The 20,604-nt window shown below is 55.4% G+C and carries 21 protein-coding genes; 9 read left to right on the top strand and 12 right to left on the bottom strand.

Annotated features, from left to right (window positions below):
* Positions 1-66: 66 nt before the first annotated feature.
* Positions 67-1,062, bottom strand: a complete 996-nt coding sequence (gene dctP / locus U738_RS12080) for a TRAP transporter substrate-binding protein DctP (protein ID WP_035580764.1) — start codon at positions 1,060-1,062, stop codon at positions 67-69.
* A 155-nt stretch (positions 1,063-1,217) separates the two neighbouring features.
* Between dctP and U738_RS12075 the strand changes: the two genes are divergently transcribed.
* Positions 1,218-1,901: a GntR family transcriptional regulator gene (locus U738_RS12075; protein WP_035580761.1), complete on the top strand. Its 684-nt coding sequence runs from the start codon at positions 1,218-1,220 to the stop codon at positions 1,899-1,901.
* 95 nt (positions 1,902-1,996) lie between these two features.
* Here the strand turns inward: U738_RS12075 and U738_RS12070 are convergent, their stop codons facing one another.
* Both U738_RS12070 and U738_RS23335 read right to left on the bottom strand, forming a co-directional pair.
* Positions 1,997-3,436, bottom strand: a complete 1,440-nt coding sequence (locus U738_RS12070; RefSeq protein ID WP_035580759.1) for an amidase — start codon at positions 3,434-3,436, stop codon at positions 1,997-1,999.
* Between the two features lie 163 nt (positions 3,437-3,599).
* Positions 3,600-3,755, bottom strand: coding sequence for a hypothetical protein (locus U738_RS23335; protein ID WP_157693152.1), 156 nt, complete (start codon positions 3,753-3,755; stop codon positions 3,600-3,602).
* Here U738_RS23335 and U738_RS12065 point away from each other — a divergent pair.
* The 3 genes from U738_RS12065 (at position 3,744) to U738_RS12055 (ending at position 8,109) form a co-directional block, all read left to right on the top strand.
* Positions 3,744-4,751 (top strand): GlxA family transcriptional regulator, encoded by a 1,008-nt coding sequence (locus tag U738_RS12065; RefSeq protein ID WP_035580756.1) that lies wholly within the window; start codon positions 3,744-3,746, stop codon positions 4,749-4,751. The genes U738_RS23335 and U738_RS12065 overlap by 12 nt on opposite strands.
* Positions 4,742-5,911, top strand: a complete 1,170-nt coding sequence (locus U738_RS12060; RefSeq protein ID WP_035580753.1) for an MFS transporter — start codon at positions 4,742-4,744, stop codon at positions 5,909-5,911. The genes U738_RS12065 and U738_RS12060 overlap by 10 nt, the downstream gene beginning before the upstream one ends.
* A 149-nt stretch (positions 5,912-6,060) precedes the next feature.
* Positions 6,061-8,109 (top strand): cache domain-containing protein, encoded by a 2,049-nt coding sequence (locus U738_RS12055; RefSeq protein WP_035580751.1) that lies wholly within the window; start codon positions 6,061-6,063, stop codon positions 8,107-8,109.
* An 11-nt stretch (positions 8,110-8,120) separates the two neighbouring features.
* On the opposite strand, the gene U738_RS12050 is transcribed toward U738_RS12055, so the two are convergent.
* From U738_RS12050 to U738_RS12030, 5 genes are read right to left on the bottom strand one after another with little or no spacing between them, the layout of a single operon-like run.
* Positions 8,121-8,567, bottom strand: coding sequence for a phosphatase domain-containing protein (locus U738_RS12050; RefSeq protein WP_035580748.1), 447 nt, complete (start codon positions 8,565-8,567; stop codon positions 8,121-8,123).
* A complete protein-coding gene (locus U738_RS12045) occupies positions 8,555-9,646 on the bottom strand; it encodes an MBL fold metallo-hydrolase (protein ID WP_035580746.1) in 1,092 nt (363 codons plus the stop codon). The genes U738_RS12050 and U738_RS12045 overlap by 13 nt, the downstream gene beginning before the upstream one ends.
* Positions 9,643-10,734, bottom strand: coding sequence for an ABC transporter ATP-binding protein (locus U738_RS12040; protein WP_035580743.1), 1,092 nt, complete (start codon positions 10,732-10,734; stop codon positions 9,643-9,645). Before U738_RS12040 ends, U738_RS12045 begins: the two co-directional genes overlap by 4 nt.
* The gene (locus U738_RS12035; RefSeq protein WP_035580740.1) at positions 10,722-12,431 is read right to left on the bottom strand and encodes an ABC transporter permease; all 1,710 of its coding nucleotides are present in this window, start codon (positions 12,429-12,431) and stop codon (positions 10,722-10,724) included. Before U738_RS12035 ends, U738_RS12040 begins: the two co-directional genes overlap by 13 nt.
* Before the next feature lie 2 nt (positions 12,432-12,433).
* On the bottom strand, positions 12,434-13,438 hold the full coding sequence (locus U738_RS12030) for an ABC transporter substrate-binding protein (protein WP_035580737.1): 1,005 nt from the start codon (positions 13,436-13,438) through the stop codon (positions 12,434-12,436).
* A gap of 134 nt (positions 13,439-13,572) precedes the next feature.
* Here U738_RS12030 and U738_RS12025 point away from each other — a divergent pair, with 134 nt between their 5' ends.
* The 3 genes from U738_RS12025 to U738_RS12015 all read left to right on the top strand — a co-directional run bounded on the left by U738_RS12025 (position 13,573) and on the right by U738_RS12015 (position 15,358).
* Positions 13,573-14,325 (top strand): DeoR/GlpR family DNA-binding transcription regulator, encoded by a 753-nt coding sequence (locus tag U738_RS12025; protein WP_035538847.1) that lies wholly within the window; start codon positions 13,573-13,575, stop codon positions 14,323-14,325.
* 77 nt (positions 14,326-14,402) lie between these two features.
* Positions 14,403-14,978 carry a YgjV family protein gene (locus U738_RS12020; RefSeq protein ID WP_035580734.1) on the top strand — a complete coding sequence of 192 codons (576 nt, stop codon included), beginning with the start codon at positions 14,403-14,405 and terminating at the stop codon, positions 14,976-14,978.
* Between the two features lie 113 nt (positions 14,979-15,091).
* Positions 15,092-15,358, top strand: coding sequence for a DksA/TraR family C4-type zinc finger protein (locus U738_RS12015; RefSeq protein ID WP_035580731.1), 267 nt, complete (start codon positions 15,092-15,094; stop codon positions 15,356-15,358).
* 109 nt (positions 15,359-15,467) lie between these two features.
* On the opposite strand, the gene U738_RS12010 is transcribed toward U738_RS12015, so the two are convergent.
* Positions 15,468-15,752: a YrhK family protein gene (locus tag U738_RS12010; protein ID WP_050713075.1), complete on the bottom strand. Its 285-nt coding sequence runs from the start codon at positions 15,750-15,752 to the stop codon at positions 15,468-15,470.
* A 223-nt stretch (positions 15,753-15,975) separates the two neighbouring features.
* On the opposite strand from U738_RS12010, the gene U738_RS12005 reads away from it, so the two are divergent.
* Positions 15,976-17,196 (top strand): GGDEF domain-containing protein, encoded by a 1,221-nt coding sequence (locus U738_RS12005; protein WP_235208644.1) that lies wholly within the window; start codon positions 15,976-15,978, stop codon positions 17,194-17,196.
* A 52-nt stretch (positions 17,197-17,248) separates the two neighbouring features.
* The gene (gene mtnK, locus U738_RS12000) at positions 17,249-18,511 is read left to right on the top strand and encodes an S-methyl-5-thioribose kinase (RefSeq protein WP_035580725.1); all 1,263 of its coding nucleotides are present in this window, start codon (positions 17,249-17,251) and stop codon (positions 18,509-18,511) included.
* A 155-nt stretch (positions 18,512-18,666) separates the two neighbouring features.
* On the opposite strand, the gene U738_RS11995 is transcribed toward mtnK, so the two are convergent.
* Genes U738_RS11995 through mtnB form a run of 3 tightly spaced genes read right to left on the bottom strand, consistent with a single transcriptional unit; the run spans position 18,667 to position 20,557 of the window.
* Positions 18,667-19,215 carry a 1,2-dihydroxy-3-keto-5-methylthiopentene dioxygenase gene (locus tag U738_RS11995; RefSeq protein ID WP_035580722.1) on the bottom strand — a complete coding sequence of 183 codons (549 nt, stop codon included), beginning with the start codon at positions 19,213-19,215 and terminating at the stop codon, positions 18,667-18,669.
* An 11-nt stretch (positions 19,216-19,226) separates the two neighbouring features.
* Positions 19,227-19,913: an acireductone synthase gene (gene mtnC / locus U738_RS11990; RefSeq protein ID WP_035580720.1), complete on the bottom strand. Its 687-nt coding sequence runs from the start codon at positions 19,911-19,913 to the stop codon at positions 19,227-19,229.
* A gap of 56 nt (positions 19,914-19,969) precedes the next feature.
* The gene (mtnB, locus tag U738_RS11985; RefSeq protein WP_050713078.1) at positions 19,970-20,557 is read right to left on the bottom strand and encodes a methylthioribulose 1-phosphate dehydratase; all 588 of its coding nucleotides are present in this window, start codon (positions 20,555-20,557) and stop codon (positions 19,970-19,972) included.
* Positions 20,558-20,604: the final 47 nt, after the last annotated feature.

Raw genomic sequence — 20,604 nt, 5'->3', positions numbered from 1 at the left:
AGCACAGTAAGCATCAGTGTTAAGCGACCATCCAAAGGGATGGTCGCGCGCGCCGTTAGGCGTTGCTTACTCGACGGCCAGTGCCGCATCAATGATGGCTTGGCCGTTGGGAACATTGTCGGCAAAGTTTTTGTAGGAGGTTTCGCGAGCGATCTCGAGCCAGGCGTTATAATCGTCCTCGCTCATGCTGACCACCTCCACGCCATTCTCTTCGTAGAGGTCGACCATCTCCTGATCAATGGCGGCGGCCTCTTCAGCGAAGAAGGCTTCTGCTGCTTCACCGGCTTCCATCAGCGCGGCTTGCTGCTCTTCGTTAAGGCCTTGCCACACCTGCTCGGAGATCAGAATCGGCTCGTACATAAACCACAGCGCGAAGTCGCCCGGTTCGGTTAAGCATTCGACCTGTTCGTAGAGGCGGAAGGAGATAAACGACATCGACGAAGTGTTAGCGGCGTCCAACACACCGGTCTGCATGGCGGTGTAAACCTCCGAGGAGGGCATTGAGGCGATGGAAGCACCGGCGGCTTCCAACATTTCTTCAAAGGCAGGCCCTGCGGCGCGCAAGTTTTGTCCCTCGACGGTATCGGGAGAAGTAATGCACTGCTCGCTAGAGGCAAACCCGCCCGACAGCCACGCATCTGAAAGCACCCGCGCGCCACCGTCCAGAATCACCGCTTTGATCATCTCCATGTATTCGGAGTCATTCAGGCGCTGCGCGTGGGCTTGGTTGCGCACCAAGCCCGGCATTAGGGTGGCAGAGAACTCAGGGTGCCGACCACTGGCATAATCCAGCGGCAGTGAGGTGATATCCAGGCGCCCCCGGGCGATAGCGCCCCACTGTTCGCGGGCTTTAAACAGCGATTGGCCAGGATAGACTTCGATGGTCAGGCCAACGTCTGCATCAGCTACGTGGCGGGCCATCATTTGGACCATTTCATCGCGAACATCCCCCTGGCCACCGGGGAATTGATGCGACGCGCGGAGTACGGTATCCGCAGAGGCGTGGGATGCCGCTATAGCGAGACTTAGGGCGGCAGCAGTTGAGATCAAATAGCGTTGCATGTGGCGTCTCCAACGGTTGTTGTTGTGGTCTTGGATTGGCTTTTTGTATCTATCAGGCGAGCTGATATATATATCAATAGGCGCTACGTATGCTAATGTCAACTATATGACAACACTCAATGGTTAAGATCAGTCGCGATCCAAGGAGGTAAAACATGACGGGCACCAAGCGATCCAACGCTCAGCGCTTAAGGGACTCCCTTGAAGATGACATCATCAATGGCCGCCGTTTACCGGGAGAACGCCTGGATCCAGAAGCCTTGGGCCGTGAGTTTCAGGTTTCGCGAACACCGGTGCGCGAAGCCTTTCAACAGCTGGTTGCCAGCGGCCTGGTGACGGTTTCGCCCAAAAAAGGCACCTTTGTGGCGAAGGTGGGGATTGATCAACTGATCGAGATGTTTGAGGTGATGGCGGAACTTGAAGGCATGTGTGGCCGCCTGGCGGCACGCCGGATCACCGAGCAGGAACTGGCCGCATTAAAAGACGCCCACCAGCGTTGCGAAGCGGCGGCCCAGGCGGGCGACAGCGACGAGTATTACTATGAAAACGAAGGTTTTCACGACTGTATCTACACCGCGAGCCACAACGCTTTTCTGGCCAGTGAAGCGCGCCAGTTGAAGCAGCGCTTAAAGCCCTATCGGCGGCTGCAGTTGCAGGTGCGCCAGCGGGTAAATAACTCCCTCAGTGAGCACCAAACCATCGTGGAAGCCATTGAGCGTGGCGATCCTGCAGAAGCGCAGCGAGCACTGAGCGACCATGTGTTGATTCAGGGCGAGCGCTTTAGCGATTTCGTTTCCAGCGTACGCAGGATGGAGGCACCGTTAGAGAGAACGGGCTGATTCATCTTATAGCTTATTGATTGATATGCCTGTATCGGTTGAGTCGCGGTTGTCTTCACGGAGCATGGTTTTTCACAAAGGTTTTTTGAGAAAAGCTATTCAGAAAAACAGGGCGGCAAACGATGTTTCCAACTGGGTAAGATTGATTGGTAGGCTTGACCAAGTTGCAATAGCGCTAGTTCGGCTCGATGGGGTGCGATTACCTGAATGCCCATCGGTAGGTCGTTATCATTAAAGCCCGCAGGTACGTTTAATACAGGGCAGCCTGAGAGAGAGCCAGGTATGACAATTTGCATCCATCGGTGATAGGTATCCATAGGTTTGCCAGCGATTTCATTTGGCCACTGCGTTGTCACAGGAAAGGGGAAGCATTGTGCGCTGGGCAGCATGACATAGTCGTAATGCAAGAACAGTTTATTTAGCTCTGTATACCACTGGCTGCGCGTCACATTGGCTTTATGGACATCCAGGGCAGACAAGGCAAGCCCTTGTTCTATTTCCCACTGCGCTTCTGGTTTCAATAAACGGCGCTTTTCAGGGGCTTGATAAGTGCCTAACAAGTTACCGGAAATAGCCCATTGCCGCAGTGTCAGCCAGCTTTCCCAAAGTGATTCCATCGACATCGGCATATCAGGTTGCTCAATGGTGCAGCCAATCTGTTCAAACTGTTTAACTGCGTTTTCGCATAGCTCAAGTACACCGGATTCGAGCGGCAACTCTCCCTGCCAATCGCCAAGCCATGCAATACGTTTACCACGCTGGCAAGCGTTCAAAGAGCCAGAAAGGTTGGTTAAGGAGTCGGTCATAGAGAGTGGAGCACGTGGATCGTGACCAGATTGCGTGACCAGTAGGCGTTGAAGGTCTTCGATATTTCTGGCCATAGGGCCTTCGGTACTCAACTGATGCCCAAAAAGATCGGGTGCTGATGCTGAAGGAATGCGCCCAAATGTAGGTCTAAGGCCGTATAAATTTTGATAAGCAGCCGGGTTACGTAAAGAGCCCATCATATCGCTACCGTCGGCGACCGGTAACATGCGAAGTGCCAGGGCTACCGCGCCTCCACCGCTTGAGCCACCGGCGGTTAGATGTGGGTGATAGGCATTGCGCGTCGCACCGAAAACAGTGTTGAAGGTTTGGGAGCCAAAGCCGAATTCAGGGGTATTGGTTTTTCCTATGATAATGGCGCCATCGCGCTTAATCCGTGACACCATAATCGTATCAGTGTCAGGTATTTGGTTGGCCATAAGGGGAGAACCAAGCGTCGTCCTTATACCTGCTGTAGAAGATAAATCCTTGATGGCTTGAGGAATCCCGTGTAACCAACCGCGAGATTGCCCTTTAGCAAGTTCCTTATCTAATTGCGTGGCTTCAGCAAGCAGATCATCAGTGTCGCGCAATGAGACAATCGCGTTAACAATAGGATTGAGTAGTGAAATATGGGCGAGATAATCCGCGATTACCTCTTTGCAACTAATATCACGTGAGTGAATCGCATTCGATAGTTCTATCGCATTCATCCCAACGGTAGGAGGCATGCTATAGGCCTTGGGCCAAGGAAGAGGTTCGGGTAGTGAAAGCGGGGAAGGTGAAAGTATATTCATCGGTGAGAAATATCCATTTTTTGCTAAGTTATATACTTCATAAGCTATAATGGATATTTAAGGGGCTGGCAAGCTGTAAGCTGTCATGGTGGCCCCGTTAGATAAAACAGGCTAATGAATACTCTTCGAATAGCGTATCTAGCGAAATGTCCATATCGGTGGGGTAATCGTCCTTGCCGACATAGGGCGCAGCGCTGACACTCTCTCTAATGCTTCGATTCCCCGTTAGCGGAGAGAGACTGTGACTCGCCATGTTGCTCTATTTGCCTACCCCGACTGCCAACTGCTGGATGTCAGCGGCCCCTGGCAGGTGTTTGCCAGCGCCAATGCGCTAAGCCCCCAGCCGTTGTATCAGTTGACCCTGGTCGCCGATGCCGTTGGCCCGGTTGTCACCAACGGCGGCCTAGCCGTGCACGCTACGCACACCTACCATCAACTTACCCATTTACTGCCCCTGGATACGCTGTTGGTGGCGGGCGGCAGCGGCGTGATACAGCAGCGTGAAATAACCGCAGTGAAGCAGGTACTTTGTGAAGTGGCCCCAGAGGTACGACGGCTTGGGTCGATCTGCTCCGGGGCATTTTTGTTAGCCGCTGCAGGGTTGCTGGATGGCTGCCGCGTCACCACCCACTGGCGTCATGCACCTCAACTGGCGGATGAGTACCCCGCGTTAAGCGTCGAACCCGATGCGCTGTATATCGAAAACAACGGCCGCTACACCAGCGCCGGTGTAACGGCGGGGATTGATTTGGCGCTTTCGCTGGTAGAGGCAGATCACGGTGCTGATCTGGCTGGCCGAGTGGCCCGTGAGCTAGTGGTGTTTTTACAGCGCCCAGGAGGGCAGTCGCAGTTCAGCGAGATACTGCGACACCAACAAGAGGCGGGGCCGCTGCGCCGTTTGCTGGATCAGCTCCACGCCGACCCCAGCGTAGATCACGGGCTTGAGAGCATGGCCGACCTGATGGCGGTCTCCCCGCGCCATTTAACCCGGCTATTTAGGCGCTACTTAAATACCACCCCCGGCGCTTACCTGACCCAGCTACGCCTTGAACAAGCGCGTTTGGCGCTGCTCAACGGGCGCGAAAACGTATCCCTCGAGCGCCTGGCACAACGCTGGCGGCTGGGCGGCGCGGAGCAGCTGCGCCGCCAGTTTCAGCGTTACTACGGCGTATCACCCTCGGTATATCGCCAGCGCTTTGCGTCTTCCCATACAGATGATTCTATTCAGGAGAGCGTTTCATGCCTTTAACCGTCACCCTATTGTCGCTCTGCCAGGCGCTACTGGTTACCGGTAATGTCTTACTGATTGCCGTTTCGCCGCTGATTGGGGCGTCTTTGGCGCCAAGTGCGTCCTGGTCGACCGCGCCGGTCGCCACCCAGTGGCTGGGGCTGATGTGTGCCACCATTCCCGCCTCGTTAATTATGGCCAGGCTGGGCCGGAAGCGCGGCTTTATACTGGGCAACCTTGTGGGACTGGTGGGCGCACTGCTCGCCGTGCAGGCGCTGATCGGCGAGCGCTTTGGGCTGTTCTTGCTGGCAACCTGGCTGATTGGTATCGGCATTGGCTTTGGTCAGCTCTATCGCTTTGCCGCGGTGGAAGCTGCCCCTACGCCGATGCGTGACCGGGCGATTGGTTTGGTGATGGGGGGCGGTGTGCTGGCTGCATTTGCCGGGCCGTGGTTGGCCAGAGTGAGCCGTGAGCTGGGGGAGGTGCCGTTTCTGGGCAGTTTTGTGGGCTTGGCAGCGCTTTACGCACTGGCGCTGGTGGTGCTGATGCTGACGCAACTGCCGCCTGCATCCCGCACCCACGGTGAAGGCACCGCACTGCCGCTGGGTAAGATACTCTGCCAGCCTGGATTTATTGTGGCGGTGAGCGCGGCAATGGTCGGGTACGGCGTAATGAATCTGGCCATGACCGCCACACCGCTCGCCATGGCGGGGGCGGGGCACCACTTTAACCACGTTTCAATGACCATTCAGTGGCACGTGGTGGCGATGTTTCTGCCCTCGTTCTTTACTGGCCATTTGGCCACCCGCTTCGGCGCTAAGCAAGTCATTGTGGCCGGCTGCCTGCTGCTGGTGGCCAGTGCCTTGGTCGCTCAGTTGGGTATCGGTTTAGCCGGTTTCAACGTGGCGCTGATTTTGCTGGGCTTGGGCTGGAACTTTACCTTTTTGCCCGCCACCGGGCTGCTTACCGAGAGCTACCGTCCGGTGGATAAAGCGCGTACCCAGGCCGCCAACGAGTTTTTAGTCTTTGGCACCGCCGCGATCACTGCGTTGCTCGCTGGGCCCTTGGTCAGCGGTTTAGGCTGGGCGACGCTTAACCTAGTGTTGATCCCCGTTGCGTTGGTGCCCCTGGCAGTGCTGTTGAGGCAGCGAAAAAGCAGCATGGCAGCATCGAAAACTTGAAACAGTATCGAAGCACTATGCAGATAGGCCCTTCAATTAGACTTAATTGTTTGAGTTAAACGGCAAAAGGTTATAGTAAGTCACTTGGCTCGGTTTAATGTCTCTCGGCTTTAACTTTTTGGCAGATGCTTTGATAGCAAGGTGGCACTATGACTACCCACGCTTTATCACCGGGCTTGTCCAGCCGAGATGGCGCTCGCTCTTCTCATGTTGGCACACTTACCTCTGCTGGCAGAGCGCCTGCCTCGCGCTCGTTGGAAACGCCCGCTTATGTTAAGCACTACGATCGCCAGTTATCTCATTTGGATGATTGGTTAGCCATTATTGCCCTGGTGGGTAAGGTGGCCAGTCGCAGTGGGGGTAACGGCGTTTTGGATCGTGTGACGGAAGTCCAAGACCGGTTTCGTCTCTTGCGCGTTCAACTTGCCGAGGCATTGATCGAAGAGCATGCCCGGGAATACGAGATGGTGCTGGGAGGTAGGGCGGCGATCGCCGTCGATATGCTGGTGCGCAATCTATTTGAGCGTTCCGCTGATATTGGTTTTTTGTCAACGGATAGCACCCTGTGCGCTTACATGGAGAGCCAGCCAGGAGAAATCGATATTCAACAGCACTTAGCCCGCTATATTGCTAAATATTCAGTTTATGATGACGTCATGCTGCTCGATATAGAGGGCACCCTCCGTACCAGTCTAAACTTCCCAGAAGGTAACTCATTGTGTGACGCCGCCTTGCAGCAAACACTGCTGGAACTGGGTAGCGGTTACATTGAATATTTTGCGCCAATCTCTTTAGCGCCCCACCTGAAACAGGCCCTGCTGTTTATTGCCCCTATCGTTCAAGGGGAATCGAACAAGCGTTTGGGTTATCTTGCGCTGAGCTTTCACCTTGATGAAGAGGTGCGCGGTATTTTCGAAGAGGTAGCGGATGGAGCGTTCGAACTTGCGCTGTTAGATAGCCATGGCCGAGTGGTTGCTTCCAGCTTGCCCTCGTTAGCGCTCAATGCGTCGCTCTATGAAATAGGCGCCAGTGGCGTAGACGTCATGATGTTAGATGGAAAACACTACGCCTGTCGTCAGGTGACGGGGTCTCCTTACCAGGGGTATGCGGGATTGGGTTGGCGCTGCCTCGCACTCACTGAGCTATCAAAAGATGCGCTGGTAAAGCGCAACGCACATACCGTTTCAGCCGAAGTCGAGGTGGTAAAAGGTAAGTTAAGCAGTATTCGCTATCAGGCGAGTATGATTGCGCAGCAGCTTAATCTGGCAGTTATCAATGGCCATATTGTGTCGGTTCGCCATAAGGCATTAGAGCTGGTACCTGTGTTAAATCAGATTCGTGAAGTTGGCATCTTAACGGATCGGTTATTTGAAGAGTCGATTTCCACCCTGAGTCAAGGCATGAGTTTAACGGCCATAGCAGATGCCTCCATGCGCGCTTTTAGCATGGTGAGCATTATGGATCGCAACCTTTATGAGCGTGCAAATGATGTGCGCTGGTGGGCACTGGATGAGCGAATTCGCAGGCAATTAAGCCCAGCCTCAACAGGCGATGAGCAAGCGCGCAGGAAGCTATCAGAGGTGATTGGCTCTATTAACCGCCTCTATACCGTTTACACCAATATTTTAGTGTTTGATCAGCAGGGCGTTATTATCGCTGTTTCTGACAGTAACGTTTCAAGCTTGGTGGGAACGCACGTGCCTGAAGCCCTGCCGCTGGCAGCGTGCTTAACGACTGATTCTGACCAGGGTTATGTCGTGTCAGCATTGCTAGAGAGCGTGCTATATGCCGGTGGCGCCACTTACCTTTACTGTGCACCGGTGATGGACTTTACTAGCCACACCATCGTCGGTGGCATTGTCACCGTATTTGATGCGACCCCAGAGTTTCGCCAGATCCTAGCGGACAATCTCCCCGCTGGCGGGGCACCGTTGCCGCCTCCTTTTGCTCTTTTTGTCGACGCTGAAGGCCAACTGATCTCTTCTACACTGCCCGATATTTCATTGCCTCTACTGCTGGGTGACAGCTATGCAGAAGTGCTTAGTTTACGCAATGGAGAGCGCTGCTTTAAGCAATTAGAGTTTGAGGGCAACCGCTATTTATCCGCTATGGTCGCATCGACAGGCTACCGCGAATACAAGCGCAGCGATCATTATCGCAACGATGTCATCGCTATCGCCTGCCTACCTATTATCTGATTATTATCCGCTTAAAAATCCCCCGGCGCGCACTGCAGGCAAGTAAGCCCGAGCGCGCGCCACTGGGCGACCACAGCGTCACGGTCATCCAGCACTAGCCAAGGCACAAAGCCGTCGCTGCGCATGCGCTCCAGTAACGCCTCTTTTACCGCTTCATCATCCACATGGTCATCGCCCTCAGGGCGCAGGTACATGGCATCAAAGGGGATGGTGTGGCGCTCTAGCCAGCGCTGGGTATGCTCACGATGGCTATCCGGGCGGCCGCTGCAAATCACGATCTGCTGGCCTTGGGCCTTCAGTATCTTGACCAGCTTGGCCACCGCTTCGATCACCGGTGCTTCGGCCATATGGGCAAAGAAGGGCTCCCACTGTTTCTGGCTGCCCAGCACCCAGTCACTGACCTGGTGGGGGTGAAACTCGGCTAAGGTGCCGTCAACATCAACAATTACTGCGGACATGCAAAACTCCCTAAACTGGAACGGGTGACTAGACGTGAAGGAGCATATAAACGCTGGGCAGTGCAGAGACGCTCGCCTAGCAGTCCATGCCACGCGCTTAATGCGTTATCGCTAAAAGGGGTAAATAGCGGCACCACTTGAGTGGCGCCCAACTGATCGGCGAGCGCCACCAGGTGCGACGCACGTAGGTGAACATTCCAGCGCTGCCAGCTGATTTGGCCTGCCGCTAGCTCGGCGCGGCGGTCAGGGGTCAGATAACCTGTGTGAAGTAGGTGGTGGTCGGGCCACTGTTCCGGCGTATCGCTGCGATCGCACATCAACTGAAGGGTTGGCGGGCAAGCGTTTTGCCGCGCTAACAGCGAGCGAATCGAGTGGTCGAGCCCAGGCCGACGCAGTGTTGCAGGCAGAGCCAAGAGCGCGGCCAGGTTGTCGCGAATCACCGGGTCGATGGCGAGCGTTAACTGCCGCCGGTCAGCCTCTTTCGCCAGCCAGAGTGCCATCTCCAGAGCGCGGCCGGTTTCCGGCACCGGAAATGCCAGCGGCTGATCAAGGCGCTCACTAATAGCCTGAACACAGTACGCTTGGGGCTGGTCGTAACTGCCGTAGGAGGCATCCAGTAGTGCAATAGCCGCTTTCGGCGGGGTATCAAAAGGAAACACAGACGACTCAAAGCAGGCGTCGCCGCTATAGAGTACGCCGTTGCCAACGGCTAAATGTAACCATACACCACCTAGCGAGTGCCCCGCCTGGCCGGTGGTAACGGTGATGCCTTCCACCTCTAGCGTGCCGCGTTCGGGCAGTGGGTGCCAGGGGCGGTTGTGAGGCAAGGCCTTGGCTACCAGCGGTGTGCAATAAAGTGGCACGTTCTCCGCTAGCTCGGCCACGCCGCCGATATGGTCGATATGGTCATGGCTGATCAGTACGGCATCCACATCCAGGTTGTTCGCCCAAGTAATGGTGTCATCCGGGTGGAGTGCACCGCCTGCATCCAGCAGTAGGCGTTTTCCCTGGGCTTCTACCACTATCGCAGCAGGCCCTTTGGCGCCTAAACCACTGAGAATCTCGATAGTGACACTCATTGGTCGGGCTCCAGGCACCAGCCCTGCTGAAGGTCGACGGCAACCTGGCTACCCAGGTCAGGCGCGGTGTGGTGGTAGGCCAGCAGTGTTTCCCCACTGGACAGGCGCAGTGTGAGCTCATAGCGCTCGCCGCGGAAAATCACGTTTTCCACCTGTGCGGCAAGCTGGTTATGAGTGGGAGTTGCGGGGGAAGCGATTGCTGCGCTGATCTGAATATGTTCCGGGCGCACCAGCACGCTTTGGGTTCGTTCGGACTCGATGGTGTTCAGCCCGCGCATCAGGGCCGCGCCCTCAAGGAGCTTCCCTGGATGTCCGGCGGCGACCTTTAATTGGCTGCCCTGGCCGATAAAGCCCGCTACCCAGGCGGTTCTCGGTTGCTGGTAAAGCGTTTCGGGGGCGCCCCACTGAACCAGCTTGCCCGCTTTCATCACGGCGATTTTGTCCGCCAGTGCCATGGCTTCGGTTTGGTCGTGGGTGACATAGACCAGCGTGGCGCCAGTGCGCTGGTGAAAATCGCGGAAGCTGTGCTCCATGGTGGCGCGCAGGTGCCGATCAAGGTTGGCCAATGGCTCATCCAGCAGTACCACCGAAGGGTCGCTGACCAGGCAGCGCGCGAGAGCGACGCGTTGGCGCTGGCCGCCACTGAGGGCCTGGGGCATGCGATCGGCGTAGGCATCGAGCTCCACCAGGGCCAGGGCCTGCTGCACCTTTTGGTGATACGCCGCCCCGCGCAGGCCACGCAGTTTGACCGGGTAGCCGACGTTGTCCGCCACGCTCATATGCGGCCAAAGCGCATAGGACTGGAACACCATGGCCATATTGCGCTGCTCGGGAGGCACATGGGTATCGGCGCTGGCCAGGGTGCGATTGGCTAATTGGATCGTGCCGTCGTTGACGGTTTCAAACCCCGCCAACATGCGTAGCATGGTGGTTTTGCCGCAGCCACTGGGGCCGAGCAGGGCGACAAACTCGCCTGGATTGATCGTCAGCGACAGCGCATCAACGGCCGTCTGTTCGCCAAAGCGCTTGGTAACACGATCGATCGATAGCCCTGCACTAGATGGCACTGCCATGCCTAACTCTGCCATGGAATGACTCCTTTAGGTAAACGCGGCGCCAGTAAACTGAGTGTCAGCATCAGCGAGGCGACCATGATCACCACCAGCACTGACACCGCAGAGGCCAGCACGCTTTCGCCGCCTTCGTCGAGGTTGAAAATCAGCACGCCGAGGGTTTCGTTACCGGCGCTCCAGAGCAGCGCGGAAACGGTCAGTTCGTTGACCGCCAGCAGAAACACCAGCAGGCCGCCTGCGAACAGCGCGGGCGCGACCAGGGGTAAAATAATGCTGCCCAGGCGCCGCCAGGGGCCTGCACCCGCGAGCTGTGCCGCCTCTTCAAGGGAAGGATCCAACTGCGCCAGGCTGGCGGCGACAGGCTTAACGCAAACCACCAGAAAGCGCGCCAGGTAAGCGATAAAAATCAGCCCCAGGGTGCCGTAGAGCGCCACATTGATAATCGGCAGCGGGCGAACAAAGAGCAGGATGCAGGCAATGGCCAATACCACGCCGGGAAGCGCATAGGGAATCTCGATGGCACTGAGTACCACACCCCGCCAACGTTCCGGCAGGCGCTGTAGCCGGTAAGCCAATGGCAGACTGAGCAGCATCAGCACCACCGCCGCGCTGCCCGCCAGCCACAGGCTGTTGTTCACCGCTCGCCATGTGGCGCCTTGGCGACCCATCACTTCGGCGTAAGCGTTCAGAGTGGCGGTCTCAGCGTTTAACGGCACGCCCATGGCGGGTACCAGCGAGCTGATAATGAGCGCAAGCAGCGGTGCGACCAGAATAATCAGTAAGATACCAACGAGCGTGGCGGTCACCAGAGAGCGCCAACTTCCCAGGGTGAAATCGTGTGAACGCCCACTATGGCCGCCCAGCCCGAAGCGGCTGCGATTCATCAACTGCTGCTGCAAGGCCACCCCGGCCAGTGCCAGTAACCCAATCAGCAAGGAGAGCGCAGCCATCTCTGCCAACACCCCGGTGCCGAAGTTGGCCATACGCTGGTAGATCAGTGTGGGCAGCACGTAATAGCCTGCGGGAATACCCAGCATGGCGGGGATGCCAAAGTTGCCCAGGCTGGAGATAAACGCCATCGCGCCCCCGGCGATCAAGCCGCTACGGGTCACGGGTAGAATAATGTGACCCCACACCTGGGTCTGTTTGGCACCGCTAATGCGGGCGGCTTCAATAAGCTCTCGGGGTAGCGAAAGCAGGCTGGTGCGCAGGGCTAAAAACACCAGCGGTGCGCTCTGGATACCCAGCAGTAAGGCGATACCTTCAGCGGAGTAGAGTGGTTGCGGGCTGCCCAGTGGTGGCGCCAAGCCAATGCTTTTCAGTAGCGGGCTGGCCGGGCCAAAGAGCTGCAGCCAGCTCAAGGCGGTAACCTGGGGCGGAATCATCATCGGCAGCATAAAGCAGAACACCAGCCACGCTTTGCCGCGCACATTGGTGAGCGTGATGGCAAAGGCGAACAGGCTACCCAGGATCAGGGCGATCAGCATGCCGAGCCCCGAGGTATACAGGCTATGCCAGAGTGCTCGCCAAGTGCTGGCACTGTTGAGTACCTGCCATAGCGGCGACTGGCGGCCTTGGGTAAGGTCGCTCAACGCTTCGAACAGCAGGCGCAGGCTGGGTGCCAGGCTCAGCAGTACAATGGCGATCAGCAGGCTTGAAAGCAGCCAGCGGTGCTGGCTGCCGTACTTATCATAGTTGAGAGCGGGCGTCATGATTACCCGCCGAAGAGGTCGCTAAAACGCTGTTTGAGTTCTTCTTCCTGCGCCAATGCCTGCTCGGTATCAACCGGCATCAGGGTAATGCTATCGCGCTCGGGAAAGCCTTCCGGTGGGGCGACGTCGTTGTGGGCAGGCAGGTAGCCCTGCTGGCTGACCAGTTCCTGGCCCTGCTGGGAAAGCACGAAATCAACAAACTTTTGCGCGGCATCGACATTCTCTGCGCCCTGCATAATAGCGACCGGCTCGGTTACCGCGCTCACGCCCTCTTCCGGAAACACGAATTCGACCGGCGAGCCTTTGGCGGCTTCACGAATCGGCAGGAAGTCCACCACGATGCCGTAGGGCTTGGTGCCCGCGGCCACGGCGTTAAATACGCCACCATTGCCACCTTGTGCTTCGGTGCGATTGTCGTGCAGGGCGTCGTAGTATTCGGCGCCTAATTCTGGGTTGGCACTAATCGCCGCCATATGGATCAGAGCCGCGCCGGAGTAGAGCGGGCTGGGCATAGTGACCAACCCTTCGTAGTCAGGCCCCAGCAGGTCTTGCCAACTTTGCGGCTGATGCTCGGCGCCGATGTTATAGACAATCCCGGTGGTGATCAGCTTAGTGCCGTAGTAGTAGCCTTCTGGGTCATACAGGTCAGCGTCATAGGCTTGGCGCTCATCGCTTAGGTAAGGCTGTAAATGGCCTTCTTGCTTGAGTGATTCCATGGTCATGCTGTCGGCAATCAGCAGCACGTCAGGGTTGCTCACCCCGGCTGAAAGCTCCGAGCGCAGCCGTGTCATCAAGCGCGTGGTACCGTCGCGTACCCACTCCACTTCAATATCGGGATAGGCTGCTTCAAAGGCGTCAACGGTTTGCTGTGCATCGCTATTGGGCTGGCTGGTGTAGAGCGTTAGCGTTTCGTTCGCCGCTACCTGAGCCGAAAGGGAAAAGCTGGCTACCGCGACGGCAGTAGTAAGGGCAGATGTCGGAATAGATAACAGGGGGCGCTTCAACATGGGTAAACCTCCAGTGAGTGAACCCCACCTAAGCTACTGTCATCTGCTTACAACAAAGTGACACTATGCTTTCGTTCAACATTTTGTGGCTTTCGTTTGCTGCACTTTTTGCTTTCGTTGTGCCGAGAGGGGTTATGCGCCAGTTCGAACGTCGACAACAGCTGTTACAGCGAATCCACTCACAAGGGCGCCAGTCGGTAGACAGCCTGGCAGGCGAGTTTGGGGTTTCTGTGCAAACCCTGCGTGGGGATATTCGACACCTGGCCGATAAAGGTCTGGTGCTGCGCCGCCAAGGTGAGGTGCTGCCGTTTCCCGAGCAGGAAAATATCGGCTACGACCAGCGTCAGATTGTGAACGTGGCGGGTAAACGTCAGATTGCGGCGCGGGCAGCGAGCTTGGTACAGGATCATCAAGCACTGTTCTTAGGCACGGGCACCACGGTTGAGCAGCTGGCCGATGCGCTGAGTGATAAGCAAGGCCTGCATATCATGACCAATAACCTGCATGCGCTGATTAAGCTGTGCCAGTTGAAGTGTGAGTTAGTGGTGGCGGGTGGACGAGTGCGTCGTCGTGATCAGGATGTGATTGGCGGCGATGCCTGGCGCTTTTTTCAACGCTACCGTGCCGATGTGGGGATTGTGTCGGTGGGGGGAATGGATAGCCATGGCCAGCTTTATGACTACAACGACGACGAAGTGATGGCCCGAGAGGCGCTGTTGGCCCATGCCGGTTATCGCGTGTTAGTGCTGGATAAAACCAAGTTCGACCTGCCACTACGCTGCGCCGCGGGTCAACTGGGTGATTATGATGCCGTGGTGACCGATGTGCCGCTGCCAGATAAGCTTCGCAGCCCGTTGGCCGCCCAAGGCGTTCGGTTTCTGGGTTAGGGCGAACGCTAACTGTGCCAGTATGGGGCTAACGGCAGCTTTTAAAAACGACAGCATACAAAAGAGGAGCGTTATTAATGTTAGACAACCTAAGCCATAGTGCCCTGGCTGGTCAGCTCTGTGGTTTGGTGGCTCTGGTGATATGCGTAGTGGCCTTTGCCAGTAAAAACGACGATCGCCTCTTGGTGTTACTGATTTCCGCCAATGTGGCTTTTGCGCTGCAGTTCGTATTCTTCGAGAGCTGGACAGCGGCCGCGCTAACGGTTTTGGTGATAGTGCGGATTGTTCTGGCTCGCCGTTATTTGGGAAGTAAGGCCGTGATGACTGGCGTCTTGCTGGCCAGCGGTATCGCTGCAGCCTTCACGTGGCAAAGCTGGGTAGATATTCTGCCGGTGGCGGCCATGGTACTGGGAACCGTTGGCATGTTTCTAATGCGCGGCATTGCCATGCGGTTTTTTTTGGGGCTGGCTGCCTTCGCCTGGATGCTGAACAACCTGCTAATTGGCACGATCGGCGGTACTGTTGCAGAAGGGCTGATCGTCGTCACCAACATCATCACCATTATTCGCTTAGTGCGGGCCAAGCGAAAATATCCTGATGTGTTTGAGGGGGGAGAGGAGCCTGGTGCTATAACCAAAGACGGTCAGGCCTAACACCTTAGCTCTGTGCATTCTGCGTTAACCACTGGCGTTACTGCTATGCTTTAAGATTGTCTTTGAACATTTGTTTTTGAGCAATTTTTTGAACATAAGGGAGATAGGTGACCATGGCAGGTGGATGGGCGAAAGATGGCGCCGAACAAGAGCAGATGGAGAGCACACTGGAAGATGCGGTGCAGCGTGCTCGTAGCCAACTACCTCGTGGCGAAAGTCTTGAGACTTGTGAGGAGTGTGGCGACCCCATTCCGGAGCCGCGCCGTAAAGCGATTCCGGGCGTTCGGCTGTGCGTGGTGTGTCAGGGTGAGCTAGACAAAAAACAGTCGGCCTTTAGTGGCTATAACCGTCGTGGTAGTAAAGATAGCCAGCTACGGTGAACGGGCTTGTATTTCACGGATTTAATGCGCCTCGTTAATACAGGCATTACTGAAAAAGTGATGTCTCTTCAAACGTTAGCTGAAGCTGCCAATGCTAAGCCTTGTACGTCTAAGCATCCTGGTCTGTGTCCGGCAACTGCTTAAAATAGACATAGCGGTGAAGACGAATCGCCGGACGAATCAGCAGTTGGATGCTGCCAATCACAAATAACCACACGCCGACGGTTTGTACGGCACCCTGGTAAAAAAAGCAGATACTGCCGATCGTAAACCAAATGCCCAGCATGAAATCGTTGATCATGCTCAACACTTCATAGCGTTGATGCACTACTAACTCACGATGCCCAATGATGAAAGTCCAGTCGTTAGTCACCGGATTCTGTTGGCGCTGCATCGTAAGCCTCCTTTTTTGAATGGTCATTTAATGAAAGTTTGGGTAAGTTTTTGTTTAAAATTTACACCAAGATTCATTTTAACTAAATGTTATTGTGGCACACTATCGTCGTACTCGAACATGATGGTTGGCTTCTGGTGTTTATTAATGATGCATGAAAGCCGTGAGTAATTGGGTAAGGCATTGAGGGCGAGTAATGGTCAATGACACGCTGCTGACAGCGGTGGAAAGCGAGTTGGGAAGAGGGTTTGGGCGGTTACGTTTTGCTGATCAAGTGGAAGCGCGTTTTGAAGCTGATACTCAGCGCCAGCGCAGTCGTCAGATGGTAGTGTCGGGGCTGATATCGGTGGTCATCTACTGCTTGTTTTTGATTAACGACTACAGCTTCCGACCGGATACTTTCACCACGGCGCTTATGTTAAGGGTTGGGGTGATGCTGCCTTTTGGTTTGCCGATCCTGTGGTGGGTTTCCCGTGGGGTGTCAGCAGCGCAACGTGAAACATTAATGGCGAGTACAGTAATCGTTGCAACGGTGATTTCATGTTTGATAGTTGCGGAATCCACCGTTCCTTACTCTTACCTGGATGTTTTCTCTTTCGGCCTTATTTTATTGGTGGGTAATATTGTTTACTCATTACGGTTTAGCTATGCCTGTGTGTCATCCGCTATTAGCATATTAATAATATTGGTTTTTGTTTTACCTTATGAACCAATGCCGCCAGAGGTGAAACGGCTAGCGATGTTTACTATCATCGCTCAGGCGCTATTTACCTTGGTGGCAAACTATCGCTTCGAGCAGAGCGAGCGAACCTCTTACCTGCATGTGTTGAAAGAAAAGCTCCGGGCGGGCTATTACTTACAAGACAATCAAAAGTTGACGCGGATGTCGGTCACCGATTCCTTAACGAATCTTGCCAATCGACGCCAGTTCGACGCAGTTTTGCCTATCCGGTGGCAGGAGGCTGCCGATAAAGGCCTCTGTTTAGGGCTGATGGTTATCGATATCGACCATTTCAAAGCTTACAACGACTACTATGGACATCCCCAAGGTGATGTCTGTTTACGGCAAGTGGCAAAAGCTATGCAGGCCAATAGCCGTGATTCCGATTTAGTCGTACGCTTTGGCGGCGAAGAGTTTTTAGTTCTGATGACCAATGCAACACCTGAGGCGGCAAAACCAGCGGCAGAGCGAATACGGTGCAGTGTGGAAGCCTTAGGGATTCCTAACCACGGTGTCTCGGCGCATAGCATTGTTACCATTAGTGTTGGTGTTGCGGTGCTACGCCCCACAGTAGGCCTTACACCCGCCGACTTGCTGTTAAAAGCGGATGAAGCGCTTTATGAAGCTAAACGGCAGGGCCGCAACCGTATCAGAGAGGCTAGTTTGGTTGATTCACCCTCCTCTGATGACGCTGTTGGTGGCTTAGGTGTATCAGCACGATAGTTGCGGGCAGTGCGGCCAATAATACATTTAAACATTCTGTGAGGGATGACCTTTGGAGATTGATCAACATTACCGCGCACTCAGCGTCGACACCCTATCCGAGCGATTGGGTGGTATTGAGGCGGTGGCTAGTCGAGTGGGCGGTGAACCCGCCAACTGGGAGATTCGCGAAGTAGGTGACGGCAATCTCAACCTGGTGTTTATTGTTTCCGGTGACGTGGGCAGTGTAGTGGTTAAGCAGGCGCTTCCCTATGTTCGCATGGTGGGCGAAAGCTGGCCGCTACCGATCTATCGCGCCCACTTTGAATACTACGCTTTGATTCGCCAAGCCAAGCGGGCGCCGGGAATAGCCCCTGAGGTCTACTACTTCGATAAACCCCAGGCGCTGTTTGTGATGGAGTATTTGCACCCCCACACTATTTTGCGCCGCAAGTTAATCAACGGAGAGCGAGTCGCTCAACTTGGCGAAACCATCGGCCAATTCTGCGCACGCACGGCATTTAGAGGCTCGGAGCTTTCGCTGAGCAGCCCTGAGAAAAAAGCGGATGTGGGGCTGTTCTCCGGCAACGTAGCAATTCCTGCCATCACCGAATCGCTGGTGTTTACCGACCCCTATTACGGCGCCGAAATGAACCATCACACGCCGGAGCTTTCGCCGGTGGTAGATGAGCTGCGTCGTAATGCGCGGTTAAAAGCCAAAGTGCAGCGGCTGTTGATGAAGTTCACCGCGAACACGGAAACCATGCTGCACGGTGATTTGCACTCCGGCTCGATTATGGCCACTGATACCGACGTGCGGGTCATTGACCCCGAGTTTTCTCAGTACGGGCCGATGGCTTTTGACCTGGGTATGGCGGTGGCCAACTTTCTGATGGCCTACTTCAGCCAGCCTGCTCACCGACAAGAAGGTGAGCTTGATGAGTATCAGGCGTGGATTCTTGATGTGATCGAGGCGTGCTTTAGCCACTTTGATGCCGAGTTCCGCAACCTGTGGCAAACCGAGCGGACGGGCATTCTATTTCCCAAATCGCTGTTTGAAGAGCAGGGCAATAGCGCCGACGACGCTTGTGATGCGCTGCTTGAAGAGATCCGCCTGGATGCGCTGGCCTACTGCGGCATCGAAATGCACCGCCGTGTTTTATCACTGGCCCACAACGCCGACTTTGAAGAGATAGAAGACACTGGACTGCGCGCCAAGCTTGAAGCGCGCAATGTGCTGATGGGTCAAACGCTGATTATGGAGCCGGAAGCCTACAGCGATCTTGCCGCGCTGGCGGATTTAGCCAGGGCTTATAACCAGCAAGAGGTGCTGTAAGCGGTTTACAGGAGAGTTAGAACGAGCAGGCAGGGCCGGAACAAGCCGTAGCGGGGGTCTTTCGCCATGGATGGCGAAAGTAGCGCCCAGGGATGGGTTTACAGCGCCCCCGCGTAGGTTTGTTCCGGCCCTGCCTAGGCTTACAGCAGAACTATTTAAAGCTGATCCAGGCGATCAAACTTCCCGGCGATATCGCTTTCGGTCCAGTGGGGCACCCAGCCTTCCACGTTGTCGAAGAAACGTAGCGCGGTGAATTCTGGCGCTGGGCCCATATCGAACCAGTGAGGGGTGTTAGCCGGTACGCTAATCAGGTCGTTGCGGGTACATAGAACCTGATACACCTTGTCTTCAATGTGCAGGCAGAACAGCCCCTGACCTTTGACGAAGAAGCGCACTTCATCTTCGTGGTGACGGTGCTCGTTCAAGAACTTTTGACGCATGGCCTCTTTTTCTGGATGTGTAGGCACCATGTGCAGCACGTCGACGGTTTGGTAGCCGTCCTTGGCTTTTACCCGGTCGATATCTTGCTGATAAAGCGTCAAGATATCTTCCTGGGTGGCATCAGCGGCAATCTCGCCTGGCGTGGCCCAGCGCTCAAAAAGCACACCCACCTTGTTTAGCTCAGTAGTAATCTGCTCGCCGTCAGTGGTGTCGATCAGGGCATCGTTAGGGTTTTGATCAGCAAATACTTTCAGTTGCGACATCGTAAGCTCTCCTAAAGCGCAATTTCATCAAAGCGAGTAACGCAAGCATGGGTGTTGCCAGGCTGGGTACCTTCGCGCACCAACTGCAGGGTTTGCATGCCTGCCTGTTTGGCGGCGTCCAGTTCTTCGACCACGTCCGACAAGAACAGCACCGCTGCTGGCGGCAGGTCAAGCTCGGCGACAATACGCTGATAGGCAGTAGCCTCGCGCTTATGGCCAATATGGGTATCGAAGTAGCCGCTAAACAGCGGCGTTAAATCACCCTCATCGCTGTAACCAAACAGCAGTTTTTGGGCCTGTACTGAGCCCGACGAATAAACGTACAGCGCCTTGCCCGAGTCCTTCCACTGACGCAGGGCAGGGGCTACATCGCTATAGAGATGGCCTTTAAAGTCGCCGCGCTGGTAGCCATCGGCCCACACCATACCTTGCAGTGCTTTCAGCGGAGTTACTTTTTGGTCAGTCTCGATCCAATGTAGTAACTGCGCAATGATTGCTTCCAGCGTGGCATCAGGGGCACCCATTTCACTGCGCACGGCGTCGATCTGCTCGGCGACGGCTGGGGTTTCTGCATTAGCGCGTAAGAAGTCGGGCAGCTTGGCGTGGGCGTAGGGAAACAGCACCTTATGAACGAAGTTAATATCCGTGGTGGTGCCTTCAATATCGGTCACAATGGCGCGAACAGTTGAATTACTCATTTAAGGCTACTCATTTAAGGCTACTCATTTAAGACTGCTCATTTAAGACTGCTCATTTAAGACCAGCGACTCTCTTCAAGAACACAGGCAAGTAAAAACTCAATCGCTTCCAGGTGGCGGCGACAGCTGGCAATACTATCGCCCACGGCATAAATGCCGTGCCCTGCGACCAAAAAGCCCCAGGGCATTGGCCAGCCGCTGCGCACGTGCTCGGCCAGTTCTTCCATATCCTGGGCGTTGGGCACCACCGGTAACGTAATGGTAGCGTCGTGGGTAACGTTGCCCGCTAGCGCCTTTTGCATCTCAAAGCCGCTTAGCTCGATGCCCTGGGGGAAGCGACGCGAGAGTACCGTGCTGGCTACCGTATGGGTATGCAACACGCAGGTAATGGTACTGTCCAAGCGGTAGAGCGCGGCATGCAGGTCACTCTCTGCGCTAGGCTTGCCGTTGCCTTCAAGCACTTTGCCATCAAGGTCACACAGCAGCAGGTCATCGGCCTGAATGCGGGTTTTATCCCGGCCAGAAGCGGTGACAAGATAGCCCGCCTCGGTACGGGCGGAAAAATTACCGCCAGTGGCTGGCGTCCAGCCTTGCTGCGCCGCCCATGAAATGGCGGCCAGCAGTTCAGTTTGTAGCGTCATCATAGGATCTGCGTCGCCTCTTCTAGTGGCAGCCATTCTATATGATAAGC

Origin of the sequence: Halomonas sp. TG39a, from assembly GCF_000744395.1 — a bacterium.
Taxonomy (GTDB): domain Bacteria; phylum Pseudomonadota; class Gammaproteobacteria; order Pseudomonadales; family Halomonadaceae; genus Vreelandella; species Vreelandella ventosae_B.
The sequence above is the reverse complement of the archived record's forward strand: the minus strand, read 5'-3'. Positions and strand labels throughout refer to the sequence as shown.

Excerpts from the sequence above, each read along its gene's own strand:
- dctP (WP_035580764.1), bottom strand. The coding sequence starts at position 1,062 with ATGCAACGCTATTTGATCTCAACTGCTGCCGCCCTAAGTCTCGCTATA.
- U738_RS12075 (WP_035580761.1), top strand. The coding sequence starts at position 1,218 with ATGACGGGCACCAAGCGATCCAACGCTCAGCGCTTAAGGGACTCCCTT.
- U738_RS12070 (WP_035580759.1), bottom strand. The coding sequence starts at position 3,436 with ATGCCTCCTACCGTTGGGATGAATGCGATAGAACTATCGAATGCGATT.
- U738_RS23335 (WP_157693152.1), bottom strand. The coding sequence starts at position 3,755 with ATGGCGAGTCACAGTCTCTCTCCGCTAACGGGGAATCGAAGCATTAGA.
- U738_RS12060 (WP_035580753.1), top strand. The coding sequence starts at position 4,742 with ATGCCTTTAACCGTCACCCTATTGTCGCTCTGCCAGGCGCTACTGGTT.
- U738_RS12055 (WP_035580751.1), top strand. The coding sequence starts at position 6,061 with ATGACTACCCACGCTTTATCACCGGGCTTGTCCAGCCGAGATGGCGCT.
- U738_RS12050 (WP_035580748.1), bottom strand. The coding sequence starts at position 8,567 with ATGTCCGCAGTAATTGTTGATGTTGACGGCACCTTAGCCGAGTTTCAC.
- U738_RS12045 (WP_035580746.1), bottom strand. The coding sequence starts at position 9,646 with ATGAGTGTCACTATCGAGATTCTCAGTGGTTTAGGCGCCAAAGGGCCT.
- U738_RS12040 (WP_035580743.1), bottom strand. The coding sequence starts at position 10,734 with ATGGCAGAGTTAGGCATGGCAGTGCCATCTAGTGCAGGGCTATCGATC.
- U738_RS12035 (WP_035580740.1), bottom strand. The coding sequence starts at position 12,431 with ATGACGCCCGCTCTCAACTATGATAAGTACGGCAGCCAGCACCGCTGG.
- U738_RS12030 (WP_035580737.1), bottom strand. The coding sequence starts at position 13,438 with ATGTTGAAGCGCCCCCTGTTATCTATTCCGACATCTGCCCTTACTACT.
- U738_RS12025 (WP_035538847.1), top strand. The coding sequence starts at position 13,573 with ATGCGCCAGTTCGAACGTCGACAACAGCTGTTACAGCGAATCCACTCA.
- U738_RS12020 (WP_035580734.1), top strand. The coding sequence starts at position 14,403 with ATGTTAGACAACCTAAGCCATAGTGCCCTGGCTGGTCAGCTCTGTGGT.
- U738_RS12015 (WP_035580731.1), top strand. The coding sequence starts at position 15,092 with ATGGCAGGTGGATGGGCGAAAGATGGCGCCGAACAAGAGCAGATGGAG.
- U738_RS12010 (WP_050713075.1), bottom strand. The coding sequence starts at position 15,752 with ATGCAGCGCCAACAGAATCCGGTGACTAACGACTGGACTTTCATCATT.
- U738_RS11995 (WP_035580722.1), bottom strand. The coding sequence starts at position 19,215 with ATGTCGCAACTGAAAGTATTTGCTGATCAAAACCCTAACGATGCCCTG.
- mtnC (WP_035580720.1), bottom strand. The coding sequence starts at position 19,913 with ATGAGTAATTCAACTGTTCGCGCCATTGTGACCGATATTGAAGGCACC.
- mtnB (WP_050713078.1), bottom strand. The coding sequence starts at position 20,557 with ATGATGACGCTACAAACTGAACTGCTGGCCGCCATTTCATGGGCGGCG.